General features: G+C 42.1%; 25 protein-coding genes and 1 tRNA gene. 17 read left to right on the top strand and 9 right to left on the bottom strand.

Annotated elements, in window-relative coordinates; all coding sequences use genetic code 11:
• Positions 1-17 precede the first annotated feature (17 nt).
• The 3 genes from dgt (at position 18) to J5A55_RS00535 (ending at position 6,190) form a co-directional block, all read left to right on the top strand.
• The gene (dgt, locus tag J5A55_RS00545; protein WP_004384546.1) at positions 18-1,355 is read left to right on the top strand and encodes a dGTP triphosphohydrolase; all 1,338 of its coding nucleotides are present in this window, start codon (positions 18-20) and stop codon (positions 1,353-1,355) included.
• A 78-nt stretch (positions 1,356-1,433) separates the two neighbouring features.
• Positions 1,434-2,429, top strand: coding sequence for a YqiA/YcfP family alpha/beta fold hydrolase (locus J5A55_RS00540; protein WP_004384545.1), 996 nt, complete (start codon positions 1,434-1,436; stop codon positions 2,427-2,429).
• 359 nt (positions 2,430-2,788) lie between these two features.
• Entirely contained in the window at positions 2,789-6,190 is a 3,402-nt protein-coding gene (locus tag J5A55_RS00535) for a DEAD/DEAH box helicase (RefSeq protein ID WP_039851603.1), read from the top strand.
• A 46-nt stretch (positions 6,191-6,236) separates the two neighbouring features.
• Here J5A55_RS00535 and J5A55_RS00530 read toward each other — a convergent pair whose 3' ends face one another.
• Entirely contained in the window at positions 6,237-6,704 is a 468-nt protein-coding gene (locus J5A55_RS00530; RefSeq protein ID WP_004384542.1) for a hypothetical protein, read from the bottom strand.
• Positions 6,705-6,930: 226 nt separating this feature from the next.
• Between J5A55_RS00530 and argS the strand changes: the two genes are divergently transcribed.
• From argS to J5A55_RS00515, 3 genes are all read left to right on the top strand, one after another.
• Entirely contained in the window at positions 6,931-8,751 is a 1,821-nt protein-coding gene (gene argS, locus J5A55_RS00525; protein ID WP_004384541.1) for an arginine--tRNA ligase, read from the top strand.
• 119 nt (positions 8,752-8,870) lie between these two features.
• Positions 8,871-9,356, top strand: coding sequence for a DUF2059 domain-containing protein (locus J5A55_RS00520; protein WP_004384540.1), 486 nt, complete (start codon positions 8,871-8,873; stop codon positions 9,354-9,356).
• A 21-nt stretch (positions 9,357-9,377) separates the two neighbouring features.
• Complete coding sequence (locus J5A55_RS00515) at positions 9,378-9,848, top strand: RNase H family protein (protein ID WP_199879840.1); 471 nt, start codon at positions 9,378-9,380, stop codon at positions 9,846-9,848.
• Positions 9,849-10,023: 175 nt separating this feature from the next.
• On the opposite strand, the gene J5A55_RS00510 is transcribed toward J5A55_RS00515, so the two are convergent.
• The 3 genes from J5A55_RS00510 to J5A55_RS00500 form a co-directional block, all read right to left on the bottom strand.
• Entirely contained in the window at positions 10,024-10,881 is an 858-nt protein-coding gene (locus tag J5A55_RS00510; RefSeq protein WP_004384535.1) for an enoyl-ACP reductase FabI, read from the bottom strand.
• Positions 10,882-11,001: 120 nt separating this feature from the next.
• A complete protein-coding gene (locus tag J5A55_RS00505; RefSeq protein WP_004384533.1) occupies positions 11,002-12,090 on the bottom strand; it encodes an ankyrin repeat domain-containing protein in 1,089 nt (362 codons plus the stop codon).
• A gap of 310 nt (positions 12,091-12,400) precedes the next feature.
• Positions 12,401-13,195, bottom strand: a complete 795-nt coding sequence (locus tag J5A55_RS00500) for a hypothetical protein (protein WP_004384532.1) — start codon at positions 13,193-13,195, stop codon at positions 12,401-12,403.
• A 310-nt stretch (positions 13,196-13,505) separates the two neighbouring features.
• Here J5A55_RS00500 and J5A55_RS00495 point away from each other — a divergent pair, with 310 nt between their 5' ends.
• From J5A55_RS00495 to J5A55_RS00450, 10 genes are all read left to right on the top strand, one after another.
• Positions 13,506-14,732: a tyrosine-type recombinase/integrase gene (locus tag J5A55_RS00495; protein WP_004384531.1), complete on the top strand. Its 1,227-nt coding sequence runs from the start codon at positions 13,506-13,508 to the stop codon at positions 14,730-14,732.
• A 26-nt stretch (positions 14,733-14,758) separates the two neighbouring features.
• Positions 14,759-15,193 (top strand): hypothetical protein, encoded by a 435-nt coding sequence (locus J5A55_RS00490; protein ID WP_004384530.1) that lies wholly within the window; start codon positions 14,759-14,761, stop codon positions 15,191-15,193.
• Positions 15,194-15,396: 203 nt separating this feature from the next.
• The gene (locus tag J5A55_RS00485) at positions 15,397-15,684 is read left to right on the top strand and encodes a helix-turn-helix domain-containing protein (protein ID WP_039851601.1); all 288 of its coding nucleotides are present in this window, start codon (positions 15,397-15,399) and stop codon (positions 15,682-15,684) included.
• On the top strand, positions 15,681-16,202 hold the full coding sequence (locus J5A55_RS00480; RefSeq protein ID WP_004384528.1) for a hypothetical protein: 522 nt from the start codon (positions 15,681-15,683) through the stop codon (positions 16,200-16,202). The genes J5A55_RS00485 and J5A55_RS00480 overlap by 4 nt, the downstream gene beginning before the upstream one ends.
• A 40-nt stretch (positions 16,203-16,242) precedes the next feature.
• Entirely contained in the window at positions 16,243-17,187 is a 945-nt protein-coding gene (locus J5A55_RS00475) for a phage/plasmid replication domain-containing protein (RefSeq protein ID WP_004384527.1), read from the top strand.
• 122 nt (positions 17,188-17,309) lie between these two features.
• Positions 17,310-17,648 (top strand): hypothetical protein, encoded by a 339-nt coding sequence (locus J5A55_RS00470; RefSeq protein WP_004384526.1) that lies wholly within the window; start codon positions 17,310-17,312, stop codon positions 17,646-17,648.
• Entirely contained in the window at positions 17,629-17,877 is a 249-nt protein-coding gene (locus tag J5A55_RS00465; protein WP_004384525.1) for a hypothetical protein, read from the top strand. Before J5A55_RS00470 ends, J5A55_RS00465 begins: the two co-directional genes overlap by 20 nt.
• A 39-nt stretch (positions 17,878-17,916) precedes the next feature.
• Positions 17,917-18,156, top strand: a complete 240-nt coding sequence (locus J5A55_RS00460; RefSeq protein ID WP_004384524.1) for a hypothetical protein — start codon at positions 17,917-17,919, stop codon at positions 18,154-18,156.
• On the top strand, positions 18,156-18,383 hold the full coding sequence (locus J5A55_RS00455) for a hypothetical protein (RefSeq protein ID WP_004384523.1): 228 nt from the start codon (positions 18,156-18,158) through the stop codon (positions 18,381-18,383). The genes J5A55_RS00460 and J5A55_RS00455 overlap by 1 nt, the downstream gene beginning before the upstream one ends.
• 252 nt (positions 18,384-18,635) lie before the next feature.
• Positions 18,636-18,938, top strand: a complete 303-nt coding sequence (locus J5A55_RS00450) for a hypothetical protein (RefSeq protein ID WP_155813806.1) — start codon at positions 18,636-18,638, stop codon at positions 18,936-18,938.
• Positions 18,939-19,138: 200 nt separating this feature from the next.
• Here the strand turns inward: J5A55_RS00450 and J5A55_RS00445 are convergent.
• Positions 19,139-19,220: transfer RNA gene (locus J5A55_RS00445), tRNA-Leu, on the bottom strand.
• 194 nt (positions 19,221-19,414) lie between these two features.
• Here J5A55_RS00445 and J5A55_RS00440 point away from each other — a divergent pair.
• Positions 19,415-20,506, top strand: coding sequence for a mannose-1-phosphate guanylyltransferase (locus J5A55_RS00440; protein ID WP_004384521.1), 1,092 nt, complete (start codon positions 19,415-19,417; stop codon positions 20,504-20,506).
• A gap of 128 nt (positions 20,507-20,634) precedes the next feature.
• Here J5A55_RS00440 and J5A55_RS00435 read toward each other — a convergent pair whose 3' ends face one another.
• The 4 genes from J5A55_RS00435 to pdxS all read right to left on the bottom strand — a co-directional run bounded on the left by J5A55_RS00435 (position 20,635) and on the right by pdxS (position 24,128).
• The gene (locus J5A55_RS00435; RefSeq protein ID WP_004384520.1) at positions 20,635-21,033 is read right to left on the bottom strand and encodes an HIT family protein; all 399 of its coding nucleotides are present in this window, start codon (positions 21,031-21,033) and stop codon (positions 20,635-20,637) included.
• Between the two features lie 18 nt (positions 21,034-21,051).
• A complete protein-coding gene (gene greA / locus J5A55_RS00430; RefSeq protein WP_004384519.1) occupies positions 21,052-21,522 on the bottom strand; it encodes a transcription elongation factor GreA in 471 nt (156 codons plus the stop codon).
• Between the two features lie 1,149 nt (positions 21,523-22,671).
• Entirely contained in the window at positions 22,672-23,259 is a 588-nt protein-coding gene (gene pdxT / locus J5A55_RS00425) for a pyridoxal 5'-phosphate synthase glutaminase subunit PdxT (protein ID WP_004384517.1), read from the bottom strand.
• Entirely contained in the window at positions 23,256-24,128 is an 873-nt protein-coding gene (gene pdxS, locus J5A55_RS00420; RefSeq protein WP_004384516.1) for a pyridoxal 5'-phosphate synthase lyase subunit PdxS, read from the bottom strand. The genes pdxT and pdxS overlap by 4 nt, the downstream gene beginning before the upstream one ends.
• Positions 24,129-24,130: the final 2 nt, after the last annotated feature.

Genomic DNA, 24,130 nt, shown 5'->3' with positions numbered 1-24,130 from the left:
AACCACAAACAAGCCTCATGAACTGGCTACAACTCATATCCAACAAGCGTCTTGGACAAGAAAGAAGACATGCGTTAAGGCACGACGACCGCTCTGAATTTAAGCGTGATAGCGACCGCCTGATTTACTCCGCACCCTTCCGTCGACTGCAAAACAAGACCCAAGTGTTCCCACTCCCAGGTAGTGTCTTTGTGCACAATCGTCTCACTCACTCGCTTGAGGTGGCATCCTTAGGCAAATCGCTCGGTGATGACGTGGCGCATAGACTAACGGAACTACATCCAGAGTTGCGTGGTACGCTCTTTGAAGAGATTGGAACGATTGTCCAAACGGCTTGTTATGCGCATGACATGGGTAATCCGCCGTTCGGACATAGTGGTGAGAAAGCTATTCAGTCGTTCTTCACTGAGGGTAAAGGCAAGGCGTTGCAGGAGCATGTGAGCCCTCGTTTCTGGAATGACATCACCCACTTTGAGGGTAATGCCAATGCTTTCCGCTTATTGACGCATCGTTTCCTCGGGCGAAGGGAGGGCGGCTTTGTAATGACATACACCACCTTGGCAAGTATTGTGAAGTATCCTTTCAGCTCGTCTTACGCAGGCAAACATGGGAAGTTCGGCTTCTTCCAAACCGAACAAGACACTTACAAGAAGATAGCGGAGGAACTCGGTATCATACAGAAGGAATGTTCTGCAGAGGGTATCAAGTACGTGCGCCACCCATTGGTCTACCTCATGGAGGCTGCGGATGATATCTGTTACGAGATTATGGACATCGAGGATTCACACAAACTCAAGCTCTTATCCTTTGAGGAGACCACCGACTTGCTATTAGGGTTCTTCGACGAAGCCACGAGGGCGGCGATTCGTAAGAACATCAAGGAGGAAGGTGTGACCGATAGGAACGAGCAAGTGGTTTACTTCCGAGCACGTGCTGTTGGTTTATTAGAGGCTGAATGTGTCAAAGCATTTGTCGAACACGAGGCGGAGATACTATCAGGCACCTTCAAGGGCTCGCTCATCGAACACATATCAGAGCTTCCTCGACAGGCTTACAAGCACTGCTCACAGGTGTCAGTAGACCGTATCTATCGCAGTAAAACCGTCCTTGACGTAGAGTTATCAGGCTATAAGATAATGGAAACACTGATGGAGGCACTCATTGGAGCGGCTGTGGAGCCTAACCACTTCCACAGTCAACAACTCATCCGGAGCTTCTCCAGTCAGTATGACATCCAAAGCTCGGATCTTGAAACACGCATTATGGCTGTCTTAGACTACATCAGTGGCATGACAGACATCTATGCCTTAGACATCTACCAGAAGATAAATGGTATCAGTCTGCCCATCGTTTAGCCCCCTCCCCCGCCTTTCCACAAGGCAAAGAGGGATGACACTCCTAAGTATCACGCCCCTAACTCCTAATAAAGAACAATGGAAAATCAATATAAAAAGACCTTCCCCGACCTCATGGTAGGGAAGAAAATCATCTATGTACACGGCTTCATGTCAGCCGGTTCCACCCACACAGCACAAATACTAAGGGACTATATGCCCCAAGCAACCGTCATTGCACCCGACTTACCCATACATCCTGAAGAGGCAATGACGCTTCTTAGGAATCTTGTTGACGCCGAGCAACCCGACTTAATCATAGGTACTTCCATGGGCGGAATGTACACCGAGATGCTATATGGCACCGACCGCATTTGCGTGAACCCTGCTTTTCAGATGGGCGCAACCATCACCGAGAGCAATATGATGGGCAAGCAAGTATTCCAGAACGTACGTCAAGACGGAATACAAGAGGTCATCGTGACCAAAGCTCTCGTCAAGGAGTACAAGGATATGACGGAGAATCGCTTCAAGCAGGTTGACGCCAAGGAGCAAGAACGTGTCTTCGGACTATTCGGCGACGCTGACCCTATCGTACACACATTCGATCTCTTCAGCGAGCATTATCCACAGGCTATCCACTTCCATGGTGAACATCGGCTCATTGAGAAGGCTATCTTTCATTATCTCATGCCTGTTATCCGATGGATTGACGACCGACAGGAGGGGCGCGAACGGCGCACGGTTCTCATCGACAAGGATACGCTTGCGGACGCATACGGCAAACCGAAGTCGAGCTTACACAAGGCTTATGAACTATTACTCGACAATTACAACGTCTATTTCGTTTGTCCTGCGCCCACCAATCAGCCCTCTGCAATCAGCGAACAACAGGCTTGGATAGAGGAAACCTTCAGTGCGCCGGCATGGAATCACGCTATTTTCACCAACCAACCGCAGCTCCTATACGGCGATTACCTCATTAGTAGCACCGCCCATGACGACTTCCTCGGTACGGCACTCCGCTTTGGCAGTGACGAATTTAAGACGTGGGAAGACGTTATCACTTACTTTGAACGATTGGGCGGACAATGATTTAGGCGCACTACCAACGTGTTTCCGATTCATTTCTAATATGCTTGCGATTCGTTTGGAACGTACTTCTCGTTCGTTTCCAACGTACTTCTCATTCGTTTCTAACGTGCATTATTGTTGTCTCATCATGATGAGACACTCGTTTCATCGTGAAGAGACACAAGTTTCATCACGATGAGACACTGGTTTCATCACGATGAAACTAACACGGGAAGCACGATATTCGATTGGGAAACGTAATAGAAACGATTGCGAAGCGTATGGTAAAACAATCCAACTCACACACAGGAAAAGGGCAAACCATATTCCGCAACATCATCAACAACAACAATCAGAGAAACAAGAAAGGCTTATCAACGATGGCACACGAACTCTTCACACGTATTGCTGATATTCTCACGGCTCCGTCAGAAGCCCAAGCACGCATTATGCATGAGACGCTTGTCATAGCGTGTTACGAAGGATTGAAAGAGACGAAACATGGTTTTGGAAACCTCTCATCGCAGGTGGAGGCTCTTTGCAAACTGCATCACATTGCGCCGAAGGACGTTGTGGCGATTCACAAAATGCGTCGGCACAGCAATTCCGCAGCACCTATTCTGCCCGACGACATCGCTTATGATTGTCGAGCACTCGCCCTCTTCGTCTCTGCCGTATTCCAGGAAGCCATCCCCGATACGCTTGTGGGCAAGCTGCCAACGCACGGGCGCATCACGGAGAACATACAGATTGCGAACTACCGATACATCCGTTGCATTGTTAGGGAATGGGATGAGCAGACGATACAGGTTGCCGTAACCAATCAAGACAGCAGTGAGGAGTTATTGATGGTGGACTATATGAACACAGCCGAGTATGTGGACTTTAGTTATCTGCGCTCTCTTCTGCGTGAGGGAATGCAACTCAACTTACTTGATTGCACTGTCACACGCAAGAAGGTGGTTCCACGTCTGATAGTCGTAGAGCCTGATTATCTCGTAGACATATCCTCCATCGCTAATTGCTTTGAGAGTTATGGGCACCACCCACTGCTCTTTACGGTAAAGCGGATGGGCGAGCGACCTAATAACAAGCATATCGTACTGGGTAACTTTGCGGGTTCTGCACTCGACGATATCATCAATCATCCCACAGACTATACCATCAAGGACACCTTCCGTTCGAACTTTCGAGAGAAGGCGTTGGACTTTGCCACCTGTCCCGACTTCAATGCAGTGGAGTTTAAGCGAGCCGCTGAACAACAGGTTACGAATATTCAGGAGATAGTCAACGAGTTATTCCAGTCGTTCGAGCGTGAGAAAGCCATCTTGGAGCCGTCTTTCGTGTGCGAACGATTAGGTTTGCAGGGACGAATAGACCTCATGACAACCGACTTAAAGCTGTTAGTTGAGCAGAAATCTGGTAAGAATATCTTTATTGAAAGGCAGTATAAGAATCCGCATGGCTCGCTCCATGTGGAGAAGCATTACGTGCAACTCTTGCTTTACTATGGTATATTGCAATACAACTTTCAGCTGAATCCAAAGGATGCACACATAGAATTGATGTATTCGAAATATCCTCTCCCGAACGGACTACTTGAGGTTGAACCGCTACAAAAGCTCATTCGTGAGGCGATAAAGTTCCGTAATCAAGCCGTGGCAACGGAGTATTGGATGGCGGAGAATGGCTTTCATCGTTTATTGCCACTACTGACTCCGCAGGTGCTGAATGTTGAGAAGCAGAATGATGCGTTCTATCAACGATACCTCTTACCGCAACTTATGGAGGTGCTCGCACCCCTTCATCAGCTAAGCGAACTGGAGCGTGCTTACTTCACACGTATGATGACTTTCGTTATTAAGGAGCAACTGGTATCGAAGGTGGGCGCACAAGAGGGTGTGGGGAATAGTAATGCCGACCTTTGGAATATGCCTCTGGCGGAGAAGAAGGATACGGGAAATATCTACACAGAGCTTACGATAACGGATAAGAGCTGTAGTAGCTCGTTCAACGGATATGATACTATTACGCTCAACGTACCGCAACAGGGCATAGACTTCCTCCCGAACTTCCGTAGGGGGGACATGGTTTATCTCTATGCGTATAAGAAGAATGAGGAACCGGACGTGCGTAAGAGCATTCTCTTCAAAGGCTCTTTACAAGAGATACATACTTCGTCTATCGTAGTGCACCTCAACGACGGGCAACAGAACCCGAATCTTATAACAGGAGAGTGCTTTGCCTTAGAGCATGCAGGGAGCGATATTGGGGGCACATCGGCTATTCGTAGCCTCTATACCTTCATCACCTCTGATGTGGAACGGCGGCAGTTACTCCTTGGACAGCGTGCGCCACGTGCTGACAAATCCCTTGTTTTGTCGCGTAGTTACCACCCCGATTACGATGATATCATCTTGAAAGCAAAGCAGGCACAGGACTACTTCCTCTTGATTGGTCCTCCTGGAACAGGTAAGACTTCGCAGGCTCTGCAATATCTTGTGCGTGAGCAACTGGCAGAAAAGCCCAAAGTTCAAAGTACCAAGCCCAATGATCAAAGTCCAAAGGTCAATGAGCAAAGTTCTATCCTTCTCCTTGCTTACACGAATCGTGCTGTTGACGAGATATGCAATATGCTTTCTGAGCACGAACTAGATTACATCCGCATTGGTAACGAGTACAGTTGCGATCCGAAGTATAGTGACCATCTCTTGCAAGAGGTGCTTGATGAGAATACAACCCTCAATAGTATTAAGTCCACCCTATCAGAGGCGCAAATCATTGTAGCCACTACCTCGACGATGAATAGTCGTTCGGCTCTCTTTAACATCAAGCACTTTGACCTCGTCATCATTGATGAAGCGAGCCAAATACTAGAGCCGAATATCGTGGGAATACTGACTGCCCGACAGGAGGAGGGGCGTGCGATAGATCGGTTTATACTGGTAGGCGACCATAAACAATTGCCTGCGGTGGTGCAACAGCAGGGGGAGGCGGATGTGGAGGAGACATCGTCTGTACTTGAGAACATCCATCTTTCATCGTGTGCCAACTCCTTATTTGAACGCCTCATCCTCACCGAAAGGGCAGCTGGAAGAACCGATTTCATAGGGACACTACACAAGCAAGGACGTATGCACCCCGATATTGCCGACTTTGCTAATCGTAAGTTCTATGCAAAGGAACAGCTGGAATGTGTGCCGTTAGCCCATCAGTTGGAAACAGAGTTAGCTTATAACGAGGAGAGCAAAGATGCTTTAGACAATGCACTAAAGGCACATCGCATAATTTTCATTCCTTCTATGCCTTGCAAGCAACTGAACATTTCAGAAAAGGTAAACACTGACGAGGCACGAATCATCGCTGACCTATTGCGCAGATTGTTCCGACAAATGAGCAAGGACTTCGATCCACAGAGGTCGGTGGGAGTCATCGTTCCATACAGGAATCAGATTGCTATGATTCGAAAAGAGATAGAGCGGCTGGAGATTCCAGCTCTGGAGGGTATTAGCATAGACACAGTGGAACGCTATCAAGGTAGTCAGCGTGATGTAATTCTCTATTCCTTCACGATTCAGAGTCGTTATCAACTCGATTTCCTAACGGCTAACACGTTCTATGAAGAGGGGCAAGCAATAGACAGAAAGTTGAATGTTGCTATCACAAGGGCACGCAAACAACTCATCTTAACAGGCAATGAGTCTACATTAAGACAGAACCAACTCTTTGCCGAACTGATTGATTACATAAAAGAAAAAGACGGTTATGTAAGGTTTCACTAAGATGAGATAAGGACTCATCTTAGCGAAACTTTACTTGAAATACAGATTAATTATTCTGATTACGACGAGCCAGGTCTAACGCATCCTTGCGTGTTGTCACCTTGCCCTTGTACTCTCCACTCTTCGATCCGTTCTTCCATACGAACTTAAAACGCATCTCGACGTGGTGCTCATCAATGCGACGAAGATAGACATAGCTGCCCTGCTGGAAGAAATGATCATCGTAGGTATAGAGTCCTTTTACGACAGATCCACCTACTGTCCAGTCTCCTGATTGGGTCAAATCAACCTGCTTTCCCAGCTGACTCAATGGAATGGATATCCCAACAAACTCTCCCGTTAGGCCAAGCGGACAATTGATAGCGGCTTCACCATTAAACTCACTGTAAAGTACTGGACTGATTTTGTTGTCGTCATCGTCATCACTACTGCAAGAAACAAAGCTGAAACACATTGCTAATGTGAAGACACTGGCGAGGAGGGCATAAGCCCATTTCTTTAAATCTTTAGACATAACGTTAATTATTTAGAAGTTAATTATCGTCCACAAAAGTACAACAATAAATTGAATAATGGGAGGGAAATTGGGTATTAATTATCATGAACCATGAAACAAAACCGATTCTTATAAAGGATTCGAGCCTGTGAATCGTGGATAAAACCCATGAATTATATACTAAAGAACGATTATTCGACTGATTTTCCGTAACTTTGCAAACAGAATAAAAACGTATATAAAGATGAAGATAGAAGCACAAATTACCGCTGCGGCACGAGCAGCTGTCAAGGAGTTATATGGTGTTGAGGTGCCAGAAAAGATGATTCAACTACAGAAGACACGTAGTGACTTTGAAGGGAACCTTACACTTGTCACCTTCCCTCTACTGAAGACTTCACACAAGAAGCCTGAAGATACGGCACAGGAAATAGGTGAGTACTTGAAGAAAAATTGTAAGGCTATCGCCGACTTCAACGTTGTGAAGGGTTTTCTTAACCTCGTTATTGCTCAAGCAGCATGGGTTGGTTTATTGAACGACATTAATGCGAATGAGAAGTTCGGTGAGAAGTCAGTGACTGAGAACAGTCCGCTTGTTATGATTGAGTACTCTTCGCCTAACACGAACAAGCCTCTCCACCTTGGACATGTGCGTAACAACCTCCTCGGATGGTCATTGGCTCAAATCATGGAAGCCAATGGCAATAAGGTTGTAAAGACGAATATCGTCAATGACCGCGGTATCCACATTTGTAAGTCTATGCTTGCTTGGCTGAAGTGGGGCAATGGTATCACCCCTGAAAAGGCTGGCAAGAAGGGTGATCACTTGATTGGTGACTTCTATGTACTATTTGATAAGCACTTCAAAGAGGAGTGCAAACAACTGCAAGAGCAGTATGAGAAGGAGGGAATGACACCCGATGATGCAAAAGCAAAAGCCGAACAAGAGGCTCCATTGATAAAGGAAGCACACGAGATGCTCGTTAAGTGGGAGCATAACGATCCAGAGGTTCGTGCCTTATGGGAGAAGATGAACAGTTGGGTTTACGCTGGATTCGATGAGACTTACAAGGCTTTGGGCGTTGGATTCGATAAGATCTATTATGAGTCAAATACCTATCTCGTTGGTAAGAAGAAGGTGGAGGAAGGACTTGCCAAAGGGCTCTTCATTCGTAAAGAAGACAACTCTGTATGGGCTGATCTCACGGATGAAGGCTTAGACCAAAAACTCCTTTTGCGTAAGGATGGCACATCTGTTTACATGACACAAGATATTGGTACTGCCGAGATGCGCTTCAACGACTTCCCTATCGATAAGATGATTTATGTCGTTGGTAACGAACAGAACTACCACTTCCAGGTGCTTTCAATCCTCTTGGATCGTCTGGGCTTCAAGTGGGGTAAAGACTTGGTACACTTCTCGTATGGTATGGTTGAATTGCCAAATGGTAAGATGAAGAGTCGTGAGGGTACCGTTGTTGATGCCGATGACTTGGTAGCATCAATGATAGAGAACGCAAAGACACTCAGCGAGGATAAGGTGAATAAACTCGAAGGAATTACCGAGGATGAGAAGAATGAGATAGCACGTATCGTTGGTATGGGTGCGCTGAAGTACTTTATATTAAAGGTGGATGCTCGCAAGAATATGCTCTTCAATCCAGAAGAGTCAATCGACTTCAATGGTAATACAGGTCCATTCATCCAATACACCTACGCTCGTATCCGTAGTATTCTTCGTAAGGCAGAGGCACAGAGCATTGCTCTTCCAGCATCACTCACCGATGACGCACCATTGAACGAGAAAGAGATTGCGCTCATTCAGAAGCTCAACGACTTCGGTGCAGCTGTTGCACAGGCTGGTATAGACTATAGTCCAAGTGGTATTGCTAACTATTGCTACGAACTGACCAAGGAGTTCAATCAGTTCTATCACGACTATAGCATCCTCAATGCAGATACCGAAGCAGAGAAGATCACCCGCCTCGTACTGGCTAAGAACGTGGCTAAGGTTATCAAAAACGGCATGGCACTGCTCGGCATAGAAGTACCAGAAAGGATGTAGAAACCTCACAACAAAGGAACACGAAGTCTGGACATATATTATAATAAAAGGTAACAATGGTTAGGACTGAGTGTTCCCACTACCTTTAGAAACCCTTTAATGTTTTATTCATACACGATATGAGATATTTTTTCGCTCCCTTGTTATTCTGCTTGTTACTGATTCCAACATATAGCTCTGCACAGAATAACGACTCATTAACAATATCAGACAAGGAATATCGGGCAGCTGTAGAAAGGCTCGTAATGGTATCTGGCGGTCGGAAAGCACTTGAAACAAGCTATCCACTACTAATGGAAAGCCTAAAGAAGATGTGTTATTACGTCCCAGATGAGATTATGAAACAAATAGAAGAGAAGTTCAGAACCGTTTTCTTCGATAATATAAATGAGCTATATGTGCCTGTTTACAAAAAGTATTATACGTTAGAAGAGCTGAAGGCATGCGCTGACTTCTATGAAACTCCATTAGGGAAAAAGGTGGCAGCAACGACACCTCTACTTACAAAAGACCTATTCGAAGCAAGTCAAGAAGCAAGTAAAAATATTATCAAAGAGGTTCTCAAGGATCTAAACTTAGATGAAAAGGAGTCTTCAGAGAAGTGATATTGAATTGTTTATAAGCTGATGAACACTTTACACAACCCTCCTTCGTATCGCAACGACACTGTACTTCCACTACCAATGGGCGTTCGGGCTTCAGCTTGGGCTGTTGACGCAGCCTGTTCTGGCAACCCGGGACCTATGGAATATCAATGTATTGACTTACAAACAGGGGCTCAAATCTTCCATTTCGGACCAGTACAAGGTACGAATAACATTGGTGAGTTCCTCGCTATTGTGCATGCTTTAGCCTTGATGGAGAAACAGGGAATCAGGGATAAGGTCATCTATAGTGATTCGTATAACGCCATTCTGTGGGTTAAGAAGAAGAAGTGTAAGACAACATTAACCCGTAATTCCGCAACAGAACAGCTGTATCAAATCATTGCACGGGCAGAACAATGGCTCATGACACACAACGTCACCATTCCTATTATCAAATGGGAAACAAAGCAATGGGGCGAGATTCCAGCGGACTTTGGTAGGAAGAAGTAATAATATCAGCCTCGGCAAGAGAAGGGAATATCTAACAACAATGTTTTAGATAATACGTGACTGCATTAGGGAATACAATCTCACCAGTTACAACAAAAGCTCCAGTAAGTCGAAACTTGCTGGAGCTTTTACTATATTATAAGGTGATAAGTAACCCTATCTTATGGCTTTCTATTTATCCGTAGATAATGTTGCCGTTCTCGTCCTTGTACTCATCAAGACCCTTCTCGTATGTTGCCATGGCACGAAGACTCATACCAACATTAGAGAAGCCACCATCATGATAGAGGTTCTGCATCGTAACCTTACGAGTGAGATCAGAGAACATTACAATACAATAGTCGGCACATTCATCCGCACTAGCATTGCCCAATGGAGACATGCGATCGGCAAAGTCGAAGAGTTTATCCATACCCTTTACACCAGAACCAGCGGTTGTCATGGTTGGTGACTGCGATATGGTATTGATACGAACATGGTGCTCACGACCATAAATATAGCCAAAGCTACGAGCTATACTCTCAAGTAAAGCCTTTGCATCAGCCATGTCATTGTAACCATAGAACGTACGCTGAGCAGCTACATAACTCAATGCAACGATTGAACCATACTCACTGATCGCCTCGAGCTTCTTAGCACTTTGAATCATCTTATGGAATGATACAGCTGAAATGTCAAGTGTTGTATCAAGCAACTTATAATCCAAATCATCATAAGTGCGGTGCTTACGAACGTTAGGAGACATACCGATTGAATGGAGTACGAAGTCAATCTTACCGCCAAGTATCTCCATTGAACGCTTAAACACGTTCTCCAAGTCTTCTACATTAGTAGCATCTGCAGGAATAACCTCGCAATTTAACTTCTCAGAAAGAGCGCTCACCGTACCCATTCTCACAGCGACAGGAGTGTTAGAAAGGGTAATTGTTGCACCTTCTTCTACTGCTCTTTCAGCTACTTTCCATGCAATTGACTTGTCATTGAGGGCTCCAAAAATAATACCTCGTTTACCTTTTAATAAGTTGTAACTCATATTCTTCGTTGTTCAAATTTGGTGTAAAGGTAAAAAGAAAAGGTCGATTTGCCAAGAGTTTATAGATAAATAACGTCATTCGTATTATATAGATAAGACAAATCAAGTGGTTACATAACATTAATAATGGTGTTTATGTTCTCGGTCGTATGCTGTAATCACACGCTTAATCTGCTCTATCTGAGCTTTATCGTAAGGGGGAAGATCGGATTCTTTCAGCTTCTTCTCGACCAGAGATAGCAGTGTTTCTTTATTTTGATAGAACGTTAAATGCGGGTTAGCACCATGTTCCAAAAGACAGACAACGATGGGATAATGCTCGCTTATCATCGCTAGAGCAACAGCTGGAGCATCGTTATAAGTGATATTATCTATCGTGTATTGGCTCTGAAAGTTTACATCTGCACCATAATTCAACAATAGCTTTACCATAGGAACAGTGCTCCATGAAGCAGCCGTACTCAATGGTTCAACGCAGGTCGTGTCGCCTGCATCGGGAGAAAATATCCGTTGATACTCTTTCAACTGAACACGCATTGGCTTCACCATAGCCCCATGACGCAGTAATTCCTCTGCTATCTTGAGTTGCTCTTCAGTGGGATTCTCCTTATTGCAAAGGCTTATCAATGCCGTTTTACCTTCTAACCATTCATAGAGGTTAGGGTTGGCACCATGGCGCAATAAGGTTCTTACTATAGCTAAATTACCATCCATGCAAGCAAACATCAACAGACTTTGACCATAGATAGTGTCCTGATAATTCACAAGTGTTGGTTGAGTGGATAAGATACGATTGATCTCCATCGTATCATTAGCCTGCACCGCAGTGGCAAGTTCGGCAACAGGTGTATTGCGGAATATCCTATAATCATACTCATCCAATGTAGAAGGATCAACAGGACGAAGACTTATCCAGATTATTAATAAGCTGATAATCAATGTGAAAAGGACGTGAGGAAGAATCGAGATATACACTTTATGATAGCGTCGATACAGAGCACCACTCAACTTAACAACGCCTATGAGCCACAAAGAATAGGAATTAATGAGGAAGAATATACCGAGAGCCTCCAATTCACTTGGCGGATTGTCAAATAAGAAGATAGACCCATAGAATACTAACGGAGCCAACAGAACGGGCGAAAGGAATGCCCAAGATAGGATTCTTAGCCATAGAGGAAGGTTTTTGTCAACGATACTTTTTTCCATAAAACGATATGAATTATCTGCAACAAAGATACTATTTTCTGCTGTATATCTATACTATAAACGTTAGGAAAAGGTTGCTGTCAATCTTAAAATATAGCCAATATTGTGAGGAAAGAGCATTTAGAATGACAAAGAAAATGACAGTGTGACCGCAAAATTCAAAACGTTTGAATAAGAGCTAAGCCTCCCTTTTCCTTCACGAAAGGCTTTCCTCCCTATGAGCTAAGCCTCCGCTCCACTGGTGCTAAGGCTCTCTTGCTGAAGACATGCACATACCTTATTAATTAGATAAGCAAAAGGTATCGAAAAACTATATACCAGTTTGCTTCTTTTCTTCATATTCTTGCTCACTAATCAGTACTTCTGTTGCTTCTTGTTGCTTGTTATCTTCTTCATTATCAGAGTACAATAAGAGGAAATCATAGTCTTCCAAATCACAAACGACACCCTTATCTATACAGAACGAATCTGTGACATTCCCCGCCTCATAACGCAAGTAATAGTTTACACCATTACACTCTCCATGGATAAATTGCCTGACTTTCGATAGTTCATATTCATCTACCATGTGTTCCATGAAGGCCTGCACCTTAGGGAGATAAGACCTTGCATTACCAGTGGACATTATCAAACTAATGTGTAAATAAAAATACTTTGCATGTGGATTGAAAGTTAGCTTAGAATCTCTAGACCCCAACTCATGGTGAAGATAATCCTCTAATCGCTCAATGATAGTCGCACACAAATCCCTTGCCGTGGCTTCAGGCAATGACAAACAAACACTCCAAACCATCACTGGACTAAATTGCCAAGTATTCATAAAATCAACTAATGAGCAAACATAACGTACCCGATTCCGCAAGAAACTATGGTAGACTAGCTTCTTATCTGTCACCTCCTTATCCAATGATCGCACAATCTTTGTAAACTCCCGCTCGGCATTTGTCAACGACGAGAACAATATAATAAGAGCTATCAACACCATCTGTATCAATTGTCCCCAGTCTTCTACACCCAGCCATGCCATCACTTTCCACAGCAAGAACACCATTATAATAAGCATTCCTACCAACTTAACCACTCTTAAAAATATCTCTTTCACCATCTCTTAACCCTTTGAACTGAAGGAAACCATAGTTAACACACAACTAATGGACACAAAGGTATATAAAAAAGCTTGATAATCAAGAGACTATCAAGCTATCTTCTGTACCCAGACCCGATATTGTACCCACTTATCAAAGTGTACCCATAAGAATGTAAGTGAAACAAAATCAGAGGTAGCCAAAAAGGTATATTAACCCTTATTTTCATAAAAAAGACTATGTTTTTCTATTTTTGGCTACCCTTTGGCTACCCGTATTAAAAAAAATATCTATCTTTGCAAATAAGAGAAACTAAAAGAAAAAAATAATATGGCACAGAAAAAAGACATAAGGAGTGATAATACATATATCATTAGTAATGACGGCACAGATAACCCAAAGTTAGGTGCAAAAATATTATCAGATGGACGGGAGAGCCTTTTTTTAGATTATTATTTTGGCTATCAAATGGTATATAGTGAAAAACTTGATAGAGAGGTAGCAAGAAAAGATAGAAAGCGTGAATTTCTTAAACTCTACCTCTGGCAAGCACCCAGAACACCGATTGAACGACAGCAGAATAAGCAAACGTTGGAACTTGCAAAAAAGATAAGGTTTGAACGTGGGCAAGAATTGTTGGAGAATGTGGAGGGTTACAGGCTTAAAAAAGAACGTGATATTAACTTTCTTGATTATTTTCAAGATTACATTGACAAATACACAAAGAAAGATATTAGAATGCTGAATATAGCATTAAGACGATTTAAGGACTTCCTTAATGATACACCAGAATACAAAAAGTTTACAAAGAGAATTACACCAGAGCAAATAACAAAGGATATGATAGAAGCATTCACAGAGTATTTGCAGGGTCGTAGTGTTGGAGAGGGTGCAAAAAGTATCTATGCACGTTTTAAGAAAGTAATAAAGTATGCTATAGAACACGATGTAATAACAAAGAACCCGTGTAACGGAATAGTTATAAAAGTAGATGACCAGATACTAAAGAAAGACGTACTTTCACTCGATGAGATACAACAACTTATTGCAACACACGACGAGAGGCAAAACCCAGAAATTAGGAGAGCCTTTATATTTTGTCTATATTCTGGTTTGCGCTATTGTGATGTTAAAGACTTAACATTTGCTAACGTGGACTATTCTAACAAGCTGTTAAAGTTTGAACAAAGTAAAACAAAGGGGCATTCATCAAGCAGTGGTGTTATAATTCCACTTAATGATGGATTATTGAGGCTTATAGGAGAACCTACACCAGCACAAACAAAAGACAGCTATATATTTAATCTTCCCAGCTATGAGATGTGTCTTAAAAGCCTCCAAAGGTGGGTTAAGAGTGCAGGCATAAATAAGCATATTAGTTGGCATTGTGCAAGACATTCTTTTGCCGTTAATATTCTTAATAACGGAGCAAATATTAAGACTGTAGCAAGTCTTTTGGGGCATAGTGGATTAAAGCATACAGAGAAGTATACCAGAGCAATTGATAGCCTTAAACAGGAAGCAATAAACAGTCTACCAGAGTTAAAAATGGATTAACATAACTAATGATTAATTAATGAGATATGGAGAAGAAAATATCAGATTTAACCATCAGTGAATTTACTAAACTTATGGAAGAAACCTTTATTAAAGTTTTAGAGAGTAAATCAAAGCGTCCACTACGGGAGCGTGGAGTTTTACCAGAGGAGTTGCAGTCAGATTTTGCAAAATCAGTTCTAAAACGTGGTATTAGATTAAAGATATTAGGAACTGACTATATGCCACTTAATGGAGTAACCAGATACCAATTAAAAGAGTTTGCAGATTTAGCAAGTGAATTGTTAGGTATTAAACGGAATAAATGGTCTATATTTGAAAGTTTCTGGGGATTAAGAAATATGTCACAAATTAGGCAGGTTGAGGCTAATATAAAAGAAATGGAAAAAATATGGGCTGAATTTCCAGAGTTAGGGTACGGTAAAATGATTAGACCTAAGGGGTTTGTAAAAGTTAAATAACGTGCTAAATAATTGTACTAAGTAATTAACGATACAACAATCATGGTAACCTGTGGTTGTTGTTTTTGTTTAATTTTGTTTCTTATCTTTGCATTGTGTTTCCAATGTGTGGAAGTGTAAGACATACAAAAGAAAGCGCACAGGCAAAGACGGGAAAGCCTTACACCTTATCCCAGACAGCCAAAACCTCTAAAAACAACGTAATGGCAGAGGACATGAAGCAGGTAGCCGACCTTATAACGGCAAATATAATTAATTGCAAAAAAGAAGTACTAACAAGCGATGAAGCAGCCAAATATATGGGTATCAGTAAAAGTTATCTATATAAGCTTACAATGAGAGGAGAAATACCACATTATAAGCCAATGGGTAAGATGTGCTATTTTAATCGTGCTGAACTTGAGGAATGGTTGCAGAGAAATAGAGTATCAAATAATATAGAGATAAGCCAGCAGGCAGCCGCCTATTGTATGAAAGGAGGGAAGCGATGAACACTCCATCTATATTATATTATGCCAGAATGGTGTACAGCACCGCCAACGGCAAGAAAACTCCAAAATATACAATTGTAACCCAAGCAGGCTATTATCCTCCTATGGAGCAATTAAAGGGGCGAGACGGCAAAATATCATTTAACCTTATGGAAAAGTTAAAGGAGGGAAATTCTGTGCCGTCTATGAGATTGCAGGGCAAAAACTCCCTAAACTTTACAGGTCTGAAAGATTGGTTTATAGATGGCAAGTTAAGCGGTTATGCTTATGGTTACCCACTTGAAAAGCCAACCTACAGCGGCAAGGAAAAACCAAACCCGTTTTATGAGTATAAAGATGATGGGTATTTATTTATTGTTGAGGCTGATAAAAACGACCAGAACAATATAATACCCACTGCAATAGAATTAGTAGTGTTACAGGGCGCAAAAGTGCTTGTTAGTGCATATTGTAAGCAGTTAGTTATGGGTGGTTTTGATGAGGCTTTGGATATGTTAAGAAAGCAATCTAATATGTAAAGTGTTACCAAAAAGTGGTAACAGATAACGGGGATAACGTATGTATGATAAAGTTAAAATGTGGATTGACAGGGCGGTAGTTGGTTGTGATATATCAACTATTGCCAACTATCTGGACAGAGCCAGCCAGCAGATTGATTTAGAAACAGGAGAAACAAAAACCTTTGGTATTCTGGAGGGGTTAAAAGTTTCTGTTTATGTTAATGGTTTATCTATTATTGGCAGTTTGCCCAAGTTTCTGTACGGGAGCAACGTTTACCCCTTAGATAGGCGCACAAGTGCTAACGCTGTAGAAAAGATTAGTGATACTTTACATATAGATATTTTTCAGGCAGACATTACAGGGATTGAATTTGGCACAAACTTTTTAATGAAGCACCCAGTAACCGATTATCTTTCAAAATTAGGAGAGATGCCAAGATTAAGCCGTTACCACTTTGACCCAAATACTTTGTATTACAAAGGAATGGGGAGGCTACAACCCAAAGTATTTGCTTTCTATGACAAAATAGCAGATGCAGCGAGTAAAGGTTTAAGTTACCCAGAAGACATGAAAGGTGCTAATCTTTTACGCTATGAAATGAGGCTTAACGGCAGGTTATCTCATCAACTCAACGTATCAGATGTTAGAGCCTCAACGCTATCAGATGTTAGATTTTACAGGTTATTGATGAATCGATACCAAAGTAGCTATTATTCAATCAGAAAACAGGGGCAAGTAAAAACAGATATTATGAGTGATATAAAAAACGTTTCAGACGCTTTTAACGTATTAGTGGCGAGGCTTATCAACCAAAGCGACCAGAGCCAAATTTTAGGCTTTGTTGATGAATTAAGAGAAGCTGGAGTATTTGCAGATAGAAAGTATTACAGCAGGTTGAAAAAGAAAATACAAGAAGTAGCATCAAAAGCTGATATTTCTGTTTCTGATGAACTGATGAGAGAATTAGATAACGAAATTAAAAATTGTGGTGCTTATGTGTAGTGTGCAATTTTGAAAAAGCCGTTTTGTCTTATAATAAGGTGTATTTTGTTACCAAAATTTGGTAACAGGTAGAGAAAAATAAAACAGAGTGTGCAATAGTCTAAATTAGATTTTTTTAGAGTATGAGAGGATTAAAAACAGGAGGCAGAAAAAAAGGAACTCCCAATAAAATTACATCAAACTTAAAGGAGTTTATTAAGGGTGTTATTGATGAAAACAGAACCCAGATAATATCCGATATGAGAGATTTAGACCCATACCAGCGGTTATTATTCATTGAGCGGTTAATAAGTTATGTTTTGCCAAAGCAAGCGTCTGTAGATGTACAGAGCCAGATAGCAGCAGAGTATAACGCATTGGAGAGGCTTATAGACGATGCCCCCGATGAGTTTATAGATAGAATAACAGATAAGGTTTTGAGGCTACAGGAGGAGCGAGAAAATGAACGACAACAGGGATAAATTAAAGCAGCTTGCAAAGGGTTACAGCAACCTTACAAGCGATGACATCGGTTTTGATATAGACCTTTGGCAGTATCTGGATAGTGGAGAGTATAATAAACGTGCTGTAGATGCCTGTATTAGTTTGTTAAGGTGGTACAGGCAAGAGAACGGGAGAATAGACCGCCAGAGCGGTTTTTATCAATATATACAACAATTAAAAGAACAAGGCTATGACATTAAAATTTAATTCATAGCAAATTAAGTTTAACATTAAAAATATAAACGTATGAGTAATTACAAGAGTATGGTAGCAGAACGCTACACAGACGAGAAAGGGAACGTTTGGTTTATTAAACCAGATGGCACAAAAACGCTTTTTAAGGCTGTTTTATCTCCAGAGGAGAAACAGACTATAGCCGACCAGATTAACGCCCAAACTGCAAAGATAGTTGCAGACAGGAAAGAGGCAAGAATGCAGGCAATTGCTGATAACTTGAGTTACATAAAAAACCATATGGGTAGATAATGAAACACGATGTATTAACGGCCGCTATGATTGAACGTGCCAAGCAAAAAGCCAAGCAAAAAGCCTTTTTTGAGCGACAAAAGCAAGAGTATGAGAAAAACGAACAACAAGAAAGGCAAAGATGCATAAAACGTCTGCAAATGGAACGGGAGTTTATCCACGATGCTCAACAGACCATAAAGGGGATAAATGATGCAATTATGGCACATTTTGGCATGAAAGAGTAAAAAAGTGCATAAAGGTTTGGCAGTCTGAATATGATTGCCTACCTTTGCCAACGCTTAACATTCATATTTTCAGTAGGTGGACGATGCCACCTTTATAGGGTGGTTTTATTGTTTCCACAGGTATATCCAGATATTGGCGGTGTGTACCCCCGTGTAACGTCTATAATGGACTTACAGCCTACTGAAATGGTGTTAAGCAGCGGGACAGGCACACCGCTATTTTTTGTGCCTATGCTTAAAATATTTCAGACAATGGAAGCAGATGTAAAAATGGAGTTAGTACCAACAACAGCAGGCACAGCAGTATCAAGAGTTGAGGCTGTAAACCTAAGTGGTGTAACAAAGAATCTTATAAAATGCCGTGCAATGGTTAGCGACTTATGGGAATGTGTGGTAACAAGTTATGCCCAAACGTTCCCAGAAACAAACGATGTTAACGATAACACATTAGATACTTTCAAAGACCTTTGCGGTAGGTTAGGTATAGAAATAATGAATCTAACCAGCGATGTAATGGAGGCAACAATACTTGATACCAACTTCAAAGAAATATAATATCTTTGGATAAATACAGATAAAAGGAGCGTTTACCATGTTGGTAGACGCTTTTTTGTTTAGAGCCTCAACGATTATTTTTCTAATAAATAGGGTGTTTTTAAGGTTAAAAATAGGGGGTGTTGTTGCTTTTGGCTACCCTTTGGCTACCCAGAAAAACAAAAACAGCTGTTAATCAATCGATTAGCAGCTATCTTCTGTACCCAGACCCGGGCTCGAACCGGGATGGGTTACCCCACTGGTGTTTGAGACCAGCGCGTCTACCTATTCCGCCATCTGGGCTTGGCTCGTTGTTTAAGAACAACGGGTGCAAAGGTAGATAGATTTTCTGAATGTGGCAAATTTTTAAGTAATTATTTCAAGACAAGGGTGTTATAAATTAGAGTTTAGGGTATTTAACATTGAAAGACTTGGTAGAATAAGATATAAAAGGTATCTTTGGAGAAAAGACATAAACAGGTTAGCTTAAACAGATTATGACTACGACACAAACTAACTATTGTGTGATACTAGCTGGAGGAAAGGGTCGTCGCCTATGGCCAAGCAGTCGGGACAATTATCCTAAGCAGTTTATTGATTTCTTCGGAGTGGGTCGCACACAGCTTCAACAGACCTTTGACCGGTTCTCTCAGATTCTTCCTAAAGAGAACATATACGTCAATACCAGTCGCGATTACCTTGACATTGTACGTAAACAACTCCCAGAAGTTCCGCTCGACCACATCATGGCCGAACCAATCCACCGCAATACGGCACCAAGTGTAGCATGGGCTGTACATCGCATATCGATGTTTGATCCACGTGCAAACCTCATTGTATCTCCTTCCGATCAGAATATTATCAACGAAGAAGCATTCCTCCGAGATATCACCGAAGGCTTATTATTCGTAGAGGAGAATAATGCTCTCCTCACCATGGGAGTAAGCCCAACACGCCCAGAACCTGGTTACGGCTATATTCAAAAAGGCGTGTATACAGGACAGAACGATATATATAAGGTGCAAGCCTTCACTGAGAAACCCGACAGAGAGTTTGCCCAACTATTCATGACAACTAAGGAGTGGTATTGGAATACGGGCTTGTTTCTATCCAATCTGAACTATCTTTGGCAATGTATCTCCAACTTTCTTCCATCGATTCTACATAATGAGGAGCAAACGAGAAAGATAATGAGTATCGAAGAAGAAGACGCCTTTATGCAAGAGAACTTCTCACTCTATCCGAACGTTTCATTAGACTATGGTGTACTCGAGAAGTCGAATAATGTCTATGTAAAAAAGTGTCATTTCGGGTGGGCTGACATAGGCACCTGGCATGGAATCTACGAAGCAATGAGTAAGGGGGAAGGTGATAATGTCATCATAGACTCGGATGTCATCTTGGAAAACTCCGCCAACAATGTTATCAAACTACCGAAAGATAGACTCGCTGTCATCAATGGGCTTGATGGTTACATAGTAGCCGAAAAAGATAACGTGCTGTTCATCTGCAAGAAAGAAGACTCCTCCGCACTCGTAAGAAAATATGTCAATGAAGTTCAGATGATGAAAGGAAAAGACTATATATAGCCCCACCCTATCCCCCAACTTGTCTATCTTTTATCTATAAACAACCCCTTATAACAAGAAAAAACGAGGACATATACCTTATTATATATGCCCTCGTTTGTTTTATCTATTTAATCCGTAAGCTCGAATTAATCTAATTCCTGGAATGCTTTAAATATCTTTGCTGCAATCTCCTGCTGCTCATCAGCCTCAACCTTAACATGGTGCTTAAAGTCAACATCAGCCTCATTATTCATTGGCAATAGGTGAATATGAGCGTGATTCACCTCTAATCCCAACACAACCTGTGCCACCTTCTTACAGGGAAAGACCTCCTTAATAGCACGAGCCACCTTCTTTGCGAATACTTCAAAGGCTGCCAAATCCTCATCACTCATATCGAAGATGTAGTCAACCTCCTTACGCGGAATCACCAAGGTATGCCCCTTTGTTACAGGATCAATATCTAAGAAAGCATAGAACTGGTCGTTCTCTGCACATTTATAACTAGGAATCTCGCCCGCTGCAATCTTACTAAATATCGTCATACTAACCCTCCTGAAAGATTAAGCCTCAATCGAAATCTTATCAATACGCAACTTGATAGTACCGCGAGGAATCGTTATCTCAACCTCATCGCCCACCTTCTTATTCAGCAATCCCTGTGCAATTGGAGTCTTGATGGATATCTTATTTTGCTTCAAATTAGCTTCCGTTTCACTCACAATAGTGTATTTCATCTTAGCCTTAGTCTTAACGTTTGTCATCTCAACTGTGGACATGATCTGCACAGCCTCAGTGCTCAAACGTGACACATCGACAATCTTTGCCTGCGCAACTGTCATCTTCATCTCTGCAATACGAGCCTCCAAGTGGCGCTGAGCCTCCTTTGCTGCATCGTATTCAGAGTTCTCACTCAAGTCACCCTTATCAGCAGCTTCAGCAATAGCAGCCGATGCCTTTGGGCGTTCAACAGACTCTAAATACTGCAAATCAGCTACGAGTTTATCGTAACCTTCCTGTGACATATAAGCCATAATATCTCTTTTTAATAATTAATACGTTTTTCAACGAACATAAAAAACACAGAATTCCAACATAACTTACCCATGCTGGAATCCCATATCCTTAAATGCTCTAATCTTTCTATTTGATTGCAAAGATAGCTCTTAAATGTGAGATGGCAAAGTTTTAGAGGTTAAAAATTCTTTTAAAGGATTTTTTCTATCTTGCTGTTAACCAATGACTACTATCAATCTAACATGTTTGCGGTGTATAAAAGAGGGCTTTTGTGTCAAATCGAAGATATATAATAAATTTTACTTGATATAAGTCAATAAATCAAGAAAAGTACAAAAAAGACATCAAAAAACTTGCAAATATAAAGAATACTACCTATCTTTGCATCGTGTTTTTCATAGTATTAGATTTAAGGTTAACAAAGGTTGGACTACAGCGGTAGTCCTTTTTTTATGCTCTTAAGTCTCATCTCCATTCCAAAACGCCGATTTTAATACTCCAACCAGACTCCACAAAAGGGAGAAGTGCCTAACGGAAACTAAACAAGAGAGCGTCTCTGATAATTCAAAATTCATAATCCAAGATTCAAAATTGGGATTTGGTAAAGTTGACGAGGAGACGAGTTGACAAGTAAACAAGTTGTTAGTTCTGTGGGAAATGATGGTGACTTAATAATTCAAAATTCATAATTCAAGATTCAAAATTGGGATCTGGTAAAGTGGACGAGGGGACGAGTTGACAAGTAAACAAGTTATTAGTTCTGTGGGATAGAGTGTCACAAGTAGGGACAGACGCCCTCGTCTGTCCGTAAAACAGATGAATCCTTATTAATTAATTAGGGTATGTGGGCGGACAGACGAGGGCGTCTGCCCCTACATTGTAGGACCTCGTCCAATTAAGGGAAATAATGGGTAAAAACAAAGAGAGCCTCTCTTCACATCAAAGAGGGCGTTTCCTTGATGTGAAGAGGGCGTTTCTTCATATTGAAGAAACGCCCTCTTTATATTCTCTCATTATCTTCCTCCATTAGAACCAGATACCACAAGTAAGAACAGATACCCTCGTCTGTCTTACTTTGTACCTCCATTTCGATAAGAATAAACTCATTCTAACTGGCTTCGTTAGGCACACCTCACCTTTCGAAGGGATAGAGGAAGGCTTCCAACTTATCTATTCCTAACGATATTCAAGAAGTACTCATGCACGCGAGTGTCTATATCTAATTCAGGGTGGAAAGCCGTCACCAACTGATTTTCTTGTCGTGCAGCAACGATTCGATTATCCACCTTTGCTAATACTTCCACAGCCTCCGTAACTTCTTTAATATAAGGGGCACGAATAAAGGTCATCGGTATCTTACCTTCAATCCCTTCAAACGTTGCCTCCACATGGAAGCTACCTAATTGTCTGCCATAGGCATTTCGTGCCGTTGCTATCTGCATTGTGCCCAACCGGGGAGGGGCAGGAGCTGATGTACTATTCCCTTCCACGTCACGAGAAAGGAGTATCAAGCCCGCACAAGTGCCAAAGACTGGTAGCCCATGCTCGATCTCCTCACGAATAGGCGACAATAATCCTAACTCGTCCAAGAGCTTTCCTTGCGTCGTACTCTCGCCTCCTGGGATAATCAAAGCATCTTTCTGTTGCTGCCAATCCTGCTTTTGACGCACTTCAAAGCAGTCCACCCCTAGCCTGCGGAGTATCATCTCATGTTCAAGGAACGCCCCTTGCAGAGCGAGAACAGCTATTTTCATTGTCCACGTTCAGCCATGAGCACCTCTATCTCATGCTCGTTGATACCCACCATAGCCTCACCTAAGTCTTCAGACAACGCTGCCAAAGCCTTCGGATCATTATAGTTTGTAACGGCTTTCACTATGGCTGCGGCACGCTTAGCAGGGTCTCCACTCTTAAAGATACCCGACCCCACAAATACACCTTCAGCACCCAGTTGCATCATCAAAGCGGCATCGGCAGGTGTTGCCACACCACCAGCTGCGAAGTTAACCACTGGTAGTTTGCCATGCTCATGCACGTATTCCACCAAGTCATAAGGCACCTGCAATTGCTTAGCAGCCTCATACAACTCATCCTCACGCTTGCTTACCAGTTCACGAATTTGGCTCTGCATCAATCTCATGTGACTCACTGCTTGCACCACATCACCCGTTCCAGGCTCCCCTTTCGTTCGAATCATTGTAGCGCCTTCAGCGATTCGGCGCAATGCTTCTCCTAGGTTACGAGCACCACAGACAAACGGTACATCAAACTGGTTCTTATCGATATGATAGATGTTATCAGCAGGTGACAACACCTCACTCTCATCGATATAATCAATCTCAATTGCTTGCAGGATCTGAGCTTCAGCAATGTGTCCAATGCGACACTTAGCCATCACAGGGATAGTAACTGCTTGCTGAATACCCTTGATCATCTTAGGGTCACTCATACGAGAAACACCACCTGCTGCACGAATGTCAGCGGGTATTCGCTCCAAAGCCATTACTGCACAAGCACCCGCAGCTTCGGCTATTCGCGCCTGTTCAGGTGTAGTTACATCCATGATAACACCGCCCTTTAACATCTGAGCGAGATTACGATTTAATTCTTGTCTATTAGTCATAT

The sequence above is a fragment of the Prevotella veroralis genome (genome assembly GCF_018127765.1).
Taxonomy (GTDB): Bacteria; Bacteroidota; Bacteroidia; order Bacteroidales; family Bacteroidaceae; genus Prevotella; species Prevotella veroralis.
Note: the sequence above shows the minus strand (reverse complement) of the source record. Positions and strands in the feature narration are given on the sequence as shown.

What these genes read in the sequence shown, in the direction of transcription:
- dgt (WP_004384546.1), top strand. Translation starts at nt 18, where the DNA reads ATGAACTGGCTACAACTCATATCCAACAAGCGTCTTGGACAAGAAAGA.
- J5A55_RS00540 (WP_004384545.1), top strand. Translation starts at nt 1,434, where the DNA reads ATGGAAAATCAATATAAAAAGACCTTCCCCGACCTCATGGTAGGGAAG.
- J5A55_RS00535 (WP_039851603.1), top strand. Translation starts at nt 2,789, where the DNA reads ATGGCACACGAACTCTTCACACGTATTGCTGATATTCTCACGGCTCCG.
- J5A55_RS00530 (WP_004384542.1), bottom strand. Translation starts at nt 6,704, where the DNA reads ATGTCTAAAGATTTAAAGAAATGGGCTTATGCCCTCCTCGCCAGTGTC.
- argS (WP_004384541.1), top strand. Translation starts at nt 6,931, where the DNA reads ATGAAGATAGAAGCACAAATTACCGCTGCGGCACGAGCAGCTGTCAAG.
- J5A55_RS00520 (WP_004384540.1), top strand. Translation starts at nt 8,871, where the DNA reads ATGAGATATTTTTTCGCTCCCTTGTTATTCTGCTTGTTACTGATTCCA.
- J5A55_RS00515 (WP_199879840.1), top strand. Translation starts at nt 9,378, where the DNA reads ATGAACACTTTACACAACCCTCCTTCGTATCGCAACGACACTGTACTT.
- J5A55_RS00510 (WP_004384535.1), bottom strand. Translation starts at nt 10,881, where the DNA reads ATGAGTTACAACTTATTAAAAGGTAAACGAGGTATTATTTTTGGAGCC.
- J5A55_RS00505 (WP_004384533.1), bottom strand. Translation starts at nt 12,090, where the DNA reads ATGGAAAAAAGTATCGTTGACAAAAACCTTCCTCTATGGCTAAGAATC.
- J5A55_RS00500 (WP_004384532.1), bottom strand. Translation starts at nt 13,195, where the DNA reads ATGGTGAAAGAGATATTTTTAAGAGTGGTTAAGTTGGTAGGAATGCTT.
- J5A55_RS00495 (WP_004384531.1), top strand. Translation starts at nt 13,506, where the DNA reads ATGGCACAGAAAAAAGACATAAGGAGTGATAATACATATATCATTAGT.
- J5A55_RS00490 (WP_004384530.1), top strand. Translation starts at nt 14,759, where the DNA reads ATGGAGAAGAAAATATCAGATTTAACCATCAGTGAATTTACTAAACTT.
- J5A55_RS00485 (WP_039851601.1), top strand. Translation starts at nt 15,397, where the DNA reads ATGGCAGAGGACATGAAGCAGGTAGCCGACCTTATAACGGCAAATATA.
- J5A55_RS00480 (WP_004384528.1), top strand. Translation starts at nt 15,681, where the DNA reads ATGAACACTCCATCTATATTATATTATGCCAGAATGGTGTACAGCACC.
- J5A55_RS00475 (WP_004384527.1), top strand. Translation starts at nt 16,243, where the DNA reads ATGTATGATAAAGTTAAAATGTGGATTGACAGGGCGGTAGTTGGTTGT.
- J5A55_RS00470 (WP_004384526.1), top strand. Translation starts at nt 17,310, where the DNA reads ATGAGAGGATTAAAAACAGGAGGCAGAAAAAAAGGAACTCCCAATAAA.
- J5A55_RS00465 (WP_004384525.1), top strand. Translation starts at nt 17,629, where the DNA reads ATGAACGACAACAGGGATAAATTAAAGCAGCTTGCAAAGGGTTACAGC.
- J5A55_RS00460 (WP_004384524.1), top strand. Translation starts at nt 17,917, where the DNA reads ATGAGTAATTACAAGAGTATGGTAGCAGAACGCTACACAGACGAGAAA.
- J5A55_RS00455 (WP_004384523.1), top strand. Translation starts at nt 18,156, where the DNA reads ATGAAACACGATGTATTAACGGCCGCTATGATTGAACGTGCCAAGCAA.
- J5A55_RS00450 (WP_155813806.1), top strand. Translation starts at nt 18,636, where the DNA reads ATGGAAGCAGATGTAAAAATGGAGTTAGTACCAACAACAGCAGGCACA.
- J5A55_RS00440 (WP_004384521.1), top strand. Translation starts at nt 19,415, where the DNA reads ATGACTACGACACAAACTAACTATTGTGTGATACTAGCTGGAGGAAAG.
- J5A55_RS00435 (WP_004384520.1), bottom strand. Translation starts at nt 21,033, where the DNA reads ATGACGATATTTAGTAAGATTGCAGCGGGCGAGATTCCTAGTTATAAA.
- greA (WP_004384519.1), bottom strand. Translation starts at nt 21,522, where the DNA reads ATGGCTTATATGTCACAGGAAGGTTACGATAAACTCGTAGCTGATTTG.
- pdxT (WP_004384517.1), bottom strand. Translation starts at nt 23,259, where the DNA reads ATGAAAATAGCTGTTCTCGCTCTGCAAGGGGCGTTCCTTGAACATGAG.
- pdxS (WP_004384516.1), bottom strand. Translation starts at nt 24,128, where the DNA reads ATGACTAATAGACAAGAATTAAATCGTAATCTCGCTCAGATGTTAAAG.